This is a genomic window from Pseudomonas sp. CYM-20-01 (assembly GCF_023169845.1).
In the GTDB taxonomy this organism is placed as follows: domain Bacteria; phylum Pseudomonadota; class Gammaproteobacteria; order Pseudomonadales; family Pseudomonadaceae; genus Aquipseudomonas; species Aquipseudomonas azotoformans.
The window spans coordinates 3,793,261-3,805,874 of sequence record NZ_AP025169.1 but is presented as its reverse complement, the minus strand read 5'-3'; the positions used below and the strand labels follow the sequence as shown (position 1 = coordinate 3,805,874).

At 59.8% G+C, this 12,614-nt stretch carries 9 protein-coding genes; 4 read left to right on the top strand and 5 right to left on the bottom strand.

Going from position 1 to position 12,614, the window contains the following annotated elements; all coding sequences use genetic code 11:
• Nucleotides 1-15 precede the first annotated feature (15 nt).
• The 3 genes from M2497_RS16920 to M2497_RS16910 all read left to right on the top strand — a co-directional run bounded on the left by M2497_RS16920 (nucleotide 16) and on the right by M2497_RS16910 (nucleotide 1,811).
• The gene (locus tag M2497_RS16920; protein WP_248481778.1) at nucleotides 16-534 is read left to right on the top strand and encodes a sigma-70 family RNA polymerase sigma factor; all 519 of its coding nucleotides are present in this window, start codon (nucleotides 16-18) and stop codon (nucleotides 532-534) included.
• Nucleotides 531-1,457, top strand: a complete 927-nt coding sequence (locus tag M2497_RS16915) for a FecR domain-containing protein (RefSeq protein ID WP_248481776.1) — start codon at nucleotides 531-533, stop codon at nucleotides 1,455-1,457. Before M2497_RS16920 ends, M2497_RS16915 begins: the two co-directional genes overlap by 4 nt.
• A gap of 138 nt (nucleotides 1,458-1,595) precedes the next feature.
• Complete coding sequence (locus M2497_RS16910; protein ID WP_003173733.1) at nucleotides 1,596-1,811, top strand: TOBE domain-containing protein; 216 nt, start codon at nucleotides 1,596-1,598, stop codon at nucleotides 1,809-1,811.
• Between the two features lie 37 nt (nucleotides 1,812-1,848).
• Here the strand turns inward: M2497_RS16910 and M2497_RS16905 are convergent, their stop codons facing one another.
• Nucleotides 1,849-5,199 carry a hypothetical protein gene (locus tag M2497_RS16905; RefSeq protein ID WP_248481774.1) on the bottom strand — a complete coding sequence of 1,117 codons (3,351 nt, stop codon included), beginning with the start codon at nucleotides 5,197-5,199 and terminating at the stop codon, nucleotides 1,849-1,851.
• A gap of 536 nt (nucleotides 5,200-5,735) precedes the next feature.
• On the opposite strand from M2497_RS16905, the gene M2497_RS16900 reads away from it, so the two are divergent.
• On the top strand, nucleotides 5,736-9,833 hold the full coding sequence (locus M2497_RS16900; protein ID WP_248481772.1) for a hypothetical protein: 4,098 nt from the start codon (nucleotides 5,736-5,738) through the stop codon (nucleotides 9,831-9,833).
• A gap of 59 nt (nucleotides 9,834-9,892) precedes the next feature.
• Here M2497_RS16900 and M2497_RS16895 read toward each other — a convergent pair whose 3' ends face one another.
• Genes M2497_RS16895 through M2497_RS16880 form a run of 4 tightly spaced genes read right to left on the bottom strand, consistent with a single transcriptional unit; the run spans nucleotide 9,893 to nucleotide 12,597 of the window.
• Nucleotides 9,893-11,038 (bottom strand): PatB family C-S lyase, encoded by a 1,146-nt coding sequence (locus tag M2497_RS16895; protein WP_248481770.1) that lies wholly within the window; start codon nucleotides 11,036-11,038, stop codon nucleotides 9,893-9,895.
• Nucleotides 11,039-11,097: 59 nt separating this feature from the next.
• Nucleotides 11,098-11,691, bottom strand: coding sequence for an NAD(P)H-dependent oxidoreductase (locus M2497_RS16890; protein ID WP_248481768.1), 594 nt, complete (start codon nucleotides 11,689-11,691; stop codon nucleotides 11,098-11,100).
• On the bottom strand, nucleotides 11,688-12,128 hold the full coding sequence (locus M2497_RS16885) for a GNAT family N-acetyltransferase (RefSeq protein ID WP_248481766.1): 441 nt from the start codon (nucleotides 12,126-12,128) through the stop codon (nucleotides 11,688-11,690). The genes M2497_RS16890 and M2497_RS16885 overlap by 4 nt, the downstream gene beginning before the upstream one ends.
• Entirely contained in the window at nucleotides 12,121-12,597 is a 477-nt protein-coding gene (locus M2497_RS16880; protein WP_248481764.1) for a carboxymuconolactone decarboxylase family protein, read from the bottom strand. Before M2497_RS16880 ends, M2497_RS16885 begins: the two co-directional genes overlap by 8 nt.
• Nucleotides 12,598-12,614 lie beyond the last annotated feature (17 nt).

Here is a 12,614-nt window from a genome sequence, read left to right as displayed (position 1 = left end):
CGCAGGTCGCTTGCCATGAATGATGCTGTTGTTCCGACCCACGCCTCCGAACTGACCTTGTCGAGCCTGTACCGCGACCATCGCAGCTGGCTGGAAAGCTGGCTGCGCCGGCGCCTGGGCAACGCCTGGGATGCTGCCGACCTGAGCCAGGATACGTTCCTGCGCGTACTCGCCAGCGCGCAGCCGATTGCGCAGATGCAGGAGCCGCGTGCTTATCTGGTGACCGTCGGCAAACGCCTGCTGGTGAATTTCCATCAGCGGCGCAGTCTTGAGCAGGCCTACCTGAATGCCCTGGCGAGCCTGCCGCAAGCCTGCGTGCCATCGCCCGAGCAGCGCTGGCTGGTCCTGGAGACCCTGCAAGCCCTGGACGAGTTGCTCGATGGCTTGCCGGTGCTGGTCCGCCGCGCCTTTCTGTGGAGCCAGCTGGAAGGCCTGGGCTATCGCGACATCGCCGAACGGCTTGAGGTGTCTGAACGCACGGTCAAACGCTACATGGCCCAGGCCTACGAACACTGTTTGCTGGTGGACCTGTGAGCCGTGACGTCGCTCGCGCCGCTGCCCAGTGGTTGGCGCTGCTCGAATCCGGCGCGGCCACCGAGCGTGACCACGCCGCGTTGCAGCACTGGCGAGACAGCCACCCCCAGCACGAGCAGACCTGGCAAAAAGCCCAGACCCTGCGCCAGCGTTTCAGCGACTTGCCCCAGGCCCTGGCGATGGCCAGTCTCGACCGTCCGCAACCGGGGCGGCGCGCGGTGCTCAAGCGTGCATTGGGTATCGCAGCCTTGGTGCCGACGGCCTGGCTGGTCAGCCGCCAATTGCCCCTCGAGGCGTGGCGCGCCGACCTGCACACCGCCACCGGCGAGCGCAAGCGCATGTCCTTGGCCGATGGCGGCAGCTTGCAGCTCAACACGGCGACAGCGGTGGACATGGACCTTGCACAGCGGCGCATCACACTCGTAGACGGTGAGCTGGCGCTGAATGTACCCGGGGCGGCGGCGATGACGGTGCAGACCCGCTATGGCCAATTGCGGGTCAGCCAGGCCGAGGTGTGTGTCCGGCAGCTGGCCACCGGCTGTTTGGTATCGGTGCTCAAGGGCTCGGTCCAGGTACGCGATCTGAACGGGCAAATGGCGACGTTGCCGGGTGGTCAGCAAGCCTCGCTGCAAGCCGGCGGGCTCGGCGCCTGGGTCCCGTTCGATGCGTTGCAACTGGGTTGGCGCGACGGCGTGCTGACCGCACAGAACCAGGCGCTGGGCGACTTTTTGCGCGAGCTGGAACGTTATCGTCCCGGTGTGTTGCGCTGGGATCCGAGCCTGGAAACGTTGCGAGTGACCGGCAGTTTTCGCCTGGACGACACCGACCGCATCCTTAACCTGCTGGCTCAGACCCTGGGGCTGGAACTGCACGCACGCACACGCTATTGGGTCACCCTGACACCGCGCAAATCGCTCACCTGATGCGGGTGTGGTAATTCATATATATCCATATAGAATAAATAAAGAGTTATATATTCCTTTTAATGTTTTGGTCGATGGCGCATTTTGAGGGCCTGCGCATTCGTGCGGATTGACCCAACAGCCAAAAGGAAAGCCGACATGACCATTAAAGCGATCAACGTGCGCAACCAGTTCAAGGGCGTGATCAAGGAGATTTTGCTGGGGGAAGTGGTGTCGGAAATCGACGTGCAGACCGCGTCCGGCATTGTGACTTCGGTGATCACCACCCGCTCGGTGCGTGACCTCGAATTGAAAGTGGGCAGTGAAGTGATTGCCTTTGTGAAGTCCACCGAAGTGTCCATCGCCAAGTTGTAAATGACCGCCCCCGCACTCAGGCGGGGGCGGTCATGACTCAAGCGATCTTCGGTCCACTGCCACCCGGTGGATGCGGCTGCGGTTTCTCCGGCGGCGCATCTGTCGGCAGGCTCTTGGGTTTCGCGTTCGGGTCTTTGTAGCCCTTGTGCAAGCCGCCATCCAGGCGATTGCTCGACGAGCCACCTTTTTGTGGCGTCTGGTCGAAGTGTTCCCACTCCGATTGCTGGAAGCGGAAGATGCTGTCGTCGGTCGGTGCGTCACGGCCACCGTAATGGTGGATTTCGTAGTGGGCGTATTCGACCTTGTCGGCCCAGTTGTCCTGCAACAGACCGTCGCCGGCCAGGTCGCGGTACCAGTCGTTTTCCTTCTCGGTGGCCTTCTGCTTTTTGTTGTGGTCGACAAAGTAGCCGACGATTCCGCCCACCACTGCCAGCACCACGCCCACCAGGAACAGCGGCCCGGTCAACGCCGCCGCCGTGCCCGCGCCAAACAGCGCCGCAGCGCCGAGCACCCCGGCGGATGCGCCGAACGCACCGCCGGCCACTTGCAGGCCACCGGCCGCCTGGGCCAGGGGGTCTTTATCCTTCACGCCGCTCTTGATTGCCAATGCGCCCAGTACGATGTCGGCAAAACCGCCGGCAATGTCCGTGGCCGGGCCCAGCACCTTGATCACGGAACCTGCGATCTTCGCCGATTTGGACGCGCCCAGCTTGGCCGCACCGGCTGCTGCCAGGCCGTCATCCAGGTGGGTGGCCAGGCCTTCGGTGGCTTCGGTGACGGCCTTGTCGCCCTCGCCGAACAGCTTGGAGATGCCGTCGTATTGGCTGTCCGGCACCGCATCGAGGGCAGTGGCGATCTGGGCTTTGACATCCGAGGGCAGTTCGCTGACGCGAAACTCGAAGTTCGGCTCCTGCATGCCGGTCTTGCCCCAGATCTCCGGCAGGGTCTTGTCCAGCCCGAGGAAGTCCACCAGGCCACCTTTGCCCAGGCTTTCGCCGATCTTGTCGCCCAGGCGTACAAAGTGGCTGGAGCCGCCGGCAAAACTCAGGAAGTCCTTGGCGATGGTCATGCGTTGCGCTGGGGTTTCGCCGAGCTTGCCGCCTTTGCCCACCAGTTGGTAAATCCCGGAAAACAGGCTCACACCGGCGCCCAGTGAACCGAGGATGCCTTTGCTGTTGAGGGTGTTGAACACCTCGCCGAGCATGCCGCGATCGGCCACCGGGATGTAGGGTTTGCTCAGAGCGGTTTTCAGGTCAGCTTCGCTGATCACGCCGTTTTTCTGATACACGGCGCCCAGCTCTTCCAGGGCCTTGGTGACCGCGGCGGATTTTTCCTTGCCTTGCAGGCCTTCGTTGAGGAATTTCTCCAAGGTTTCCTGGGTGCGGCGCGGCAAGTCCAGCACGTTGCCCTTGAGCACTCCTTTGAGCAGGCCGAACAGGTCCTTGGTGGCCAGCTCCTTGTTCTCGTCGGAGATCTTGCTCGGGTCCGACAGAATGGCATTCAGGTCGGTGGTCAAGCCGTCCGCCTGGATGTTCTGCGCGGCTTTGCTGGCGGCCGCCGGGTCGAACAGCGACAGCGACGTCAGGGTATCGCTGAGGTCTTTCTGCGCCTCGTAGGTCTTGCCCTGGCTTTGCAGGTCCTTGAGGTACAACACGTAGTCCGGGTTGGAGGTGAGGTCCAGCAGCTTCTGCTTGATCTCGTCCTTGTTCGGCAGCTTGTTGATGGCGTCGTCCATCTTCGACTTGTAGTCAGCCTGGATGGTAGGGTCGTTGAACAGTTCACCGATCTGTTTTTGCACGGCCTTGCCGTCGACGATGTCGTGCATATCGGCCGAGGTCAGCTGGGTCTGCTTGTCATCGAACTCGCGCCAGGTGGTGTTGAACGGGCGTTTGGACTCCTCGTAGCCGGTGATGCCGTGGCCGTTCTGGTAGGCGGCTTGCGCTTCGAGGGCGCGGACCAGCTTGGCGCGGGGATCGTCCTTGGCAATCGAGCCGTTCTTCACGCCTTCGCGGTAGGTGTCGATCAGTTGCGTGGTGGCCAGTTCGCTGACGCTGAGGGTCGGCGACTTGTCGTCCTTTTCATCGGCGTGCACGCCAGTGTCCATGTTCAGCACGTCCAGCTCACCGGACTTGGGCAGGTTGTGCTTGGTGCGGGTATCGTCCACCGAACTGGCACTGGAGGCTTCCCACTTGGCCGCCACATCATCGTAGAGCTGCGGGCTGAGTTCCTTGGAGACGATCACCTTGCCTTCGCTGGTTTCGTAGCGGATCAGGCCGTCGCCCAGTTCATCCGGGGAGCCGAAGGTGATGTCGGTGTTTTTCAGGAAGTCATTCGGCCCGGCCAGCTTGTAGCCTTCGCCTTCGCTGGTGTGGATCTTGGCCCAGGTGTCATTGGCGGTGGCGACGCTCTTGAACAGCTCGGGGCTGACGTCGGAGGACACCACCACCTTGGTGCCGTCATGCAGCTCGTAGGTGAGGATGTGGTCTTTCTGGTCGTTGTTCCAATTGAAGTTCTTGTAGTCGTTCAGGCCCGGCACCGGGGTGTTGGCATCGGCCAGTATCGCGCCGTTATTCAGCTCGCCTTCCACCACGGCTTTCTTGCCGGGGTCGGTGTAGACCGCGTGCAGGCCGGCCAGGTAGTCGAACAGCTTGGGGTTGTCGTCGCGGGCCACCACCATTTTCTGGCCGTTGCTTTCAAAGCGGATCAGGCCCGGGCCGACTTCATCCTCAGGGCCCACCGTGGTGCCGGCGTAGGGTGGCCACACTTCGTTGTCGCTGGCGCGCTTGTAACCGGCGTTTTCACTGTTGGACAGGCCGGTGAAGCTGGCATAGGCGTCCTTGGCTTTCTGGAAGGCTTCGGGGTTGTCGCGCTGGCTGATGACGACCTTGGTGCCGTCCTGGGTCTCGTAGCGGATCACACCCGGGCCGGTTTCATCCGGTGCGCCAAGGGATTTGTAATCGGCGAGTTTGCCCGGCGCAGTGCCATCGGTACCGAGGCTCTGGTAGCCGGCATTCTGGCTGGCGACCACGCCGGAGAGGGACTTGAAGTCCTGGCTGACCTGCTTGAACAGCTCGGGGCTGTCCTGTTCGCTGACGATGACTTTCTTGCCGTCCTGGGTTTCATAACGGATCAGCCCAGGGCCGACTTCATCGGGCGGGCCGATGGCCTTGTAGTCGGCCAATGCCTTGGGCGGCGTGGCATCCTTGGCGGCGAGTTCGTAGCCGTCTTTTTTACTCGCATCCAGCCCCGATGGTGGCTTGTCCTGGGCCTCAACCTTTTTGTTGTTGGCGCTTTGCTTGAGCAACGCATGGAACTGCGCGCCGGACTTGGGCGGCATGCGGGGAAGGGCTTTGGGGTCGGACGAGCGATCGAGGGGCTGGGTCGTCATGCCATGAAACTCCTGCTGTTACCGGTGGGGCGTATCGGCAAAAACAGTAACAGCAGGGGTTCGGCACGCGTTGCGAAAAGTTGTGAATTGAGTCTGCGGCAGCTTTCAATTCAAAGTACGCCATAAGTTCGGGAGCGGATAAGTCTGATAGGCGCCCAGGATGCAGGATTGGTACGTTGGCCTGAGCCAGGATACTCAACGACAGGGACGCCATGCCATAAATCACTTTCGAGAGACTACCCGTGCATTCAGCGTCCTCCACCGCCTTGTCGATGTTTCAATCTCCGAATCTGCAGAACACAGACGCTCCCTCTGCGGTACAACAAAGAACACCCGAGCAAAATCGCACTCGCCGGGATACCTCAAGCGCATCCCGGCAGGATCGTGACGCCCCCTCCAACGGTATTCCGGATACCGACGTTCCAGAGTTATTTCAACAGAAAGTGGCCACGGCTCGGCATGAGTTCACCCGCGACGACTACTTGCGCGGCTATAACGCGCCCTCGTCAGTAGCATTGCCTGGTTATCACTCATCAATGCGCGACGTGGCGCTCATGAGGCTTGCGGTGGATAACAGGTTAAGCCCGGAACAAATAGGTGCATTACAGCGCCTGGTTGAGCAGCGTGTGATCAACCGTTCTCAACAATCGGTGAGCCAGTTCACAAAGATAATCTCTACCCATGGCGTAAAGGTGACTCCCGCACCGCAAAGCTACTATCTGTCTATGGTGAACCAGGCATCCGGCGGGGAATGCGCAGGGTTTTCACATTTACTCTCCATAGCGGCGGCGCAGGGTAAACACCAGACTTTTCTGAGTAATGTCTATTACGCCATCGCAAATCCGTATGCGCCGGAATCAGAGGAGTTTTTCCGGAAAGTCTTCGAGGTTCAGGCCCGTGTAAAAGATCGTGATATTGCACATGACCCTGCAACCGTGAAGGCCGCCAGCTATACCGAGATTGCCCCGCAGTTGTTGAACTCGCCGTCCACAAAAACGCTCTTGATCAGCAGTGAAGGGCATCGCCTGACCGCAGGCGTCATCGTTGATCCACAAGGGGGGCGAACGTATTACTTCAGTGATCCCAATACGGGTTTTACTGAGGCTGTTTCGGCTGAACTGTTTGAAGGTGTACTGAAGAAGATATATACCGATCCCGTCCTGAAACAGTTTGTGCAACCGTTGAAGGCGTTTCCGGGTGAACAGAAATACCTTATCAGCGTATTCAATCCAGATCTTATTCCCGAGATATCCGGCGCATCCAACGACATCAAGTTCATGTACAACCGTCCTCTGAATGGGCTGGACACTGTCACAGTGCTCAATACTTCACGGCTGCCGACGGTTGAGGATTCCCGCCTCAAGGCGTATTCCCCCGAACACACCGCCATCAAAGATTATGAGCGGGTGGTGCAAGGGCTGGACAACATGCAGGCCAGCAGAGGCATGCCGCAGTATCACCAGGCAAAGACCGTTCTGGAGGCCGTCAATCTATTCATCAGCAGCCACCCTGCTTCCGCGCTCGTACCGGCTATGGAGACACTCAGGAAACGTTTGACAAGTGCGATCAATGAGGCAATTGCGCCTGTTGAGTATCCCTATGTCTTCGAGCGTATGGAGCAAGATCGTGTGGCGTTGGCCGAGGGTAAAGTCGGCTTGCCGAAACATTTCCAAAGTGAAGTCATTCAGGGCAAGACTGTTGATATAAAGAGTAATGGTGATGGTGACCCCGATAGGGCAGTACGGGTAAGAGATGCTGTAGACGACGCTCTGAAGAAGCTCGCGCAGAGCGATCCTGCAGCGGCGCAGGCGATCGGGGGAAAAGTCAGGGTGATTATTGCCAACCCTGGCGATCAACCAGAAACGCGGCTGCACTTTAATAGTCCGCCGACGTTGATCATGGGTGATGATTTTTTTGCGTCACCCCCTGCAACTGACGCTACAGTCGCCGATCGAATCGGCCATCAAGCTCAGGCGGACGGAAGAAAGGTCCAAGCGTCCAGGCAGGCTGCGCTGATTGTGGGCAAGCTGGGGATGTTGGGCTATTACAAAGCTGACTCCCAAGGGTTCCTTGAGGTGGTTAACAACAAGGAGCCCTTTCGCGACGGAGGCAGTAAAGTCAGCGCACGCGCTGCCAGAAGCCCAGGTGATTTCATGGAGGAGACCTTCACCGCACGTGTATACGATGGAAAGGTCGGTAGTGAAACCGATGCTGCGCTCAATAGGCTTTTCGCTCCAGCAGCTAACGCTCCACCACCCAGCACCCCGCAGCCACCGAGCACGCCGACTCTGCCGGTCAACACGGGAGCATTACCGACCACAGCGGGAGGGACGATTGACGAGGCTGAAGTAAAACGCCTGCAAGCACTTGATGAAACCCGCGCGCCCTTGCAAATAGGGGAAGCGAGCGTCAGCCGAGTCGAACTTTATAAAATGGGCGTGCACGTCAAGGGTAAGCCAGTTGAAAACACAGTGCCCATGGATGCCAAGGGGCGTATCAGTGGCGACGTGGAAATAGACTTCGACCGTCTTGTGGCTTTTTTGAAGTCGACATCGCCTGAAGTTGGGGCGCGCGTGACATCCATCGCCAGTGAAATTGCTGTCAAGCGCAGCCCTGTCACGGCCCCCTTGGTGACCCGCAGCGACGGCAGTCCCGTCCCTGAACACTTCCAGAAGCAACTACGTGACACATCACGACAGGCTGCTGAGATACGTGACGTGCAGAGCAGCGGCAAACCGCTGCCCGCAAATTTTTTCTCCCCGGCAGAAACATCGGGAAAGCCGGGGGCGACTAAAGCCGCCGGCCTCGGCTTCCAGGCGTTCAGCACATTCCAGGGGCTGTGCAGTTCCATAGAGAGTTTTCAACGTGGCGATACGACGGCGGGGGCCATCGCAGCGGGCGCTGTAGCGTCTGACTACGTCGGGATGGGTGTAGAGGCTGGCCTCAACAAAATGGCGCAGTCGGCAGTCAAAACCGTGACGCCGACGATAATGGGCTTCAAGTCCTCGACGATAGGCAAGATGATTGGAAAGGTTGCGGGTGGGGCCAGCGCCGCTATCAGTGTTCCTTTTGATATCAAAAATGCCGTCGATTCGTTCAATAAAGCGGCTGGCAGTACCGGTAAGGAAGCGCAGGATCACTATGTCAACGGTGCATTCGCCGTCACCAATGCGGTGACTTCGATAGGTTTGAGCGCCGCATTTCTGGCCGGCGCGAGTACTGCCGGGCCGGTGGGACTTGCCGTGGCGGCAATATTGATGACCGCACAAGCGATTTACTCGGCCGTGCGTACTGTGGAGGACATCAATGAATACACGCCGCTGTCCGGTTCGAAAAAGTTCGAAGTCGGACTGAAAACATTCCTGGGGTTTGAGCCTGGGTTTGATGTCATGAAGCCTTATCTGGAAGCGAAATATGCCAAGGATTACGACACGCAGAAGAGGACGTATCATCAGGCCTTCCTGGACGGCCCGGGCAAAGACCATTTCGAACGTGTTGTATTTGGCGCTGGGGATGTAGTCGTCACGCAGGTGCCGGGAAAGGTTGAACTGACAGGCCAGCACTGGTGGGCTCCGATCACCTATTTGCTGAACCTGATCAAAGTGGATGGGAAAGTCCCATCCGTTAACATCAGGGGTGGGAATGATCGTATCAATGCGCCTGCCGACTCCTGGAACGGCATGTCAGTCAAGCCTGTGGAGGGTGCACAGGGGACAGGAAAGGCCACGCTCTGGGACCTGGGCGATGGCGATGACGAGGTGGCGGGAGTATTCAGCAAACCCAACTACTTCTTGTTGGGGGGAGGGAAAAAACTGATCAGTGGGGGAGCGGCTGATGATTCGGTTATCTTCAGCGCTGATGCACGTCAGACCCTGCAGCAGGCAGAGCAGATCTGGGATACTCAGAACAATAAAGGGTTCAGTAAAAAAGCCACTGAGCTCTGGGGCGGTGAGGGCCGTAACACACTGGTATTTTCCGGCAGCTTGAGCACCACTTACACCGAAGGCAAAGACACTAAAACCGCCAGCTATTCAGGGCATGTCATTGACTTCAAGACCGGGTTGATTTCAGTCAGTACGCCAGACTCGAAAACAGAAGGTACTTCTCCCATTGCCTATTTTCATGAGTTTTCAAATGCCGCCACAGTTGAAAATGGCGAAAGTTATATCGTGGGTGATGACCAGAGCAATCTGTTTACCTTGAACGGCAAGCATGATGTGGTTTTGACCGGCAAGGGCTCCAATGTTGTCGTGATCAATGGCGGCGCTAACATTGTCGGAGAGGGCGGCCCCAATACCTACATCGTCAACAAAAGCGATAAGGAGGTCACCATCAAGGACCCGAACGACAGTGTGATCAAGTTGGACTACAGCGCGGCACAGGTGTCGGGATGGAGGGTTTCAGCCTCGGGGGACTTGACTGTAAACCTTAAGGGGGATGAGCCTGGAAGCGAACGTCAACTGGTAGTCCAGAATGCTTTCTCCAGCGATTCAACGAGTGACAAGGCACGGCCCGCATTTATCACCAATGACGGTGTGATGATGGCAATCAACGCGCCACGCCAGCCTGGTTCAGGCACACGTGTTGTGCAGGTCAGCAGTGTCAAAGTCGAAGGTCCCATGCCCCAAGCCTGAGTCCCCGCGCAGTAGCAACAGCATGGGGTGACTGGCACCGGATACAGTGCCAGTCAATCTCAGCGTTTTTGCAGGCTGCGCTCCATACGCTGCAAGCCTTCCTCCAGCATCGCCCGTGGGCAGCCGAAGTTCAGGCGCACGAATTGCTGGCTGTCATCACCGAACTCGATGCCGGCGCTCAAGCCGACCTTGGCCTGTTCCAGGAAGAACTGCTGCGGGTCGTCCAGGCCCAGGGCACTGCAATCCAGCCAGGCCAGGTAGGTGCCTTGCGGTGCGTGCATGACCACACCGGGCAGGCGGGTCTGCACGGCGTTGAGCAGGTAGTCGCGGTTGGCTTGCAGGTACTGCACCAAGGCGTCGAGCCAGTCGGCGCATTCGCTGTAGGCGGCGCGGGTGGCTTCCAGGCCCAGGGGGCTGACGCTGTCGACCATGCCACAACGGGCGTGGTTGAAGCGCTCACGAATCTCGGCGTTCTGCACCACGGCAAAGCAGGTCTTCAGGCCGGCGACGTTATAGGCCTTGCTCGCCGACATCAGGGTGATGGTGCGCTGGGCGATCTCGGGGCTGAGGCTGGCGGTGGGGATGTGGCGGCGACCGTCGAAGCACAGCTCGGCGTGGATTTCGTCGGAGATGATCAACGCGCCGTGTTCCAGGCAGGCATTGGCCACGGCCAGCAGTTCTTCACGGGGGAAGACTTTGCCCATGGGGTTGTGCGGGTTGCTCAACAACAGCGCGCCGGCGCCGGTGAGCGCCTGGCGCATCGCTGGCAGTGGCGTGAGGTATTCGCCGTTGACCAGCTCGAACGGCACTTCGATGCGCGGCAGGTTCCAATGCCCTGGTGCCAGGCGGATCGGCCGGTAGTTGGGGGTTTGCAGCACCACCGGTTGCCCCGGTTGGACAAACGCATGCAGCGCCATATTGAAACCCGGCTCCACGCCCGGCAAAAACAGCAGCTCATCCGGCTGCACGCGCCAGGCGTACTTGGCCCACAGGTCGGCGATGATTGCCTCGCGCACATCCGGACCGGCGACGCTGTAGCCCAGCACCTGCTGATCGAGGCGTGCGTGCAGGGCCTTGAGCACGGCGGGCGGCGCGGCGATGTCCATGTCGGCGATCCACATCGGCAGAACGTCTTGCGGGTAGCGGTTCCACTTGGTGCTGCCGGTGCCGAGGCGGGAGTGAATCGTGTCGAAATCAAAGCTCATGGGGGGCTCGTATCAGGGCGTCAGGCGCAGGGATGGCGCTGATTCTAGCGCCATAATTTTTATAGGCCAGAGCTGATTGCGAGCGACAGTTGCCGATGCGCCTGTCCCAACGCGCGATTGACCGCTTCTTCACCGCGCACCATGGCCGGCAGGTACACGAAATCCACTGACTCAATGCCCACGGTCGCCAGGATGGCGGTCAGGTACGGCGTGAGGAAGTCCGGCTCATGCCCCTTGCGGGCGTTACCGGAACTGACCAGCACAAAGGTGCGCCGGTCTTCCAGCAAGCCGACCTTGGCGAATTGCTCATTCACCGTGAAGCTGCGCTGGATGCGTACCACATGGTCGATCCAGGCCTTGAGTGCCGCCGGCACGGTGAAATTGTGCACCGGGGTGCACAGGATCAGCAGGTCGCAGGCTTCCAGTTCAACGATCAATTGTTCCGAGAGTGCCGTGGCACTGCCGCTCAGGCCGCCGGGTGTGGTGAGTGCGTTGGCATATTCACGGGTCAACGGCGGCAGCGCCTGGCCGCCGTAGTCACGTTCGGTCACCGCGGCGTCCGGCACTAGGTCGCGCAGCAGGGCACGGGCCAGTTTGAAGGTCTGCGCGGCTTTGCCGTGGGGGCTGAAACCAAGGAGCAGGGCACGGGTCATTGGCTGAGGTCCTGGGAAAAGTGCATGCCTTTGGGCAGCAGGCCCTGGCGGAAATAGAAGCGCTGGGCCAGGGCCATGTGCATGCCGGTGTCCAGTACCAGCCAGCGATAGCCACGGGCGCGGGTTTCTTCACGCACGCGGTCGAGCAGTTGTTCACCGAGGCGGCGCCGCTGCAACGTGGCGTCTACTACCAGGTCATCGACATAGATAAAGCGGCCATACAGGGTGTTCTCGGTCAGCCGGTAGCCGGCCAGGCCGATCACCTGGCCGTTCTCCCGTGCGGCAAGCAGGCGGTAGCCGTTTTGCCGTTGGCGCTGGACTTGCTCGGCGAATGCCGTGGCGTCGCTGAGGTGCGGGCGCAGCTGCTGCATCACCGCAAAGCTGGCGATGAGATCAGTCGCGGTTTCCACGTGGGCGAATTCGACGTGTTCATTCATGGCTGTGGTTCTCCAAGTGGGCCTTGATCGCCGCCGGTACTTTGCGAAAGCTGATGGCGACACGGTTAAGGGCGTTCATCAAGCTGATGGCCAGGGTAAGGTCGGCGACTTCCTTGTCGCTGAACACTGCCGCGACCTGTGCGTAGTCCGCATCCGGCACCTGGGTTTGCGCGACCGGCGTGACCACCTCGGCCCAGGCCAGCGCGGCCTGTTCACGCGGGGTGTACAGCGGCAGCCCCTCGCGCCAGGCGGCCAGCAACATGATTTTTTCCAGGCTCACGCCCAGCTTGAGCAGGTCGCGGGAGTGGCTGTCCAGGCAATAGGCGCAGCCGTTGAGTTGCGAGACCCGCAGGTAAACCAGGTCGATCAGTTCTTTTTCCAGGCCGCAGCCGTGGATATAGCTGTGCACCGAGCCCAGGGCTTTATAACCGGCGGGGGCGGCCAGGGCGTAGTCGAGACGGTGTTTCATGGGCGATCCTTATTGCG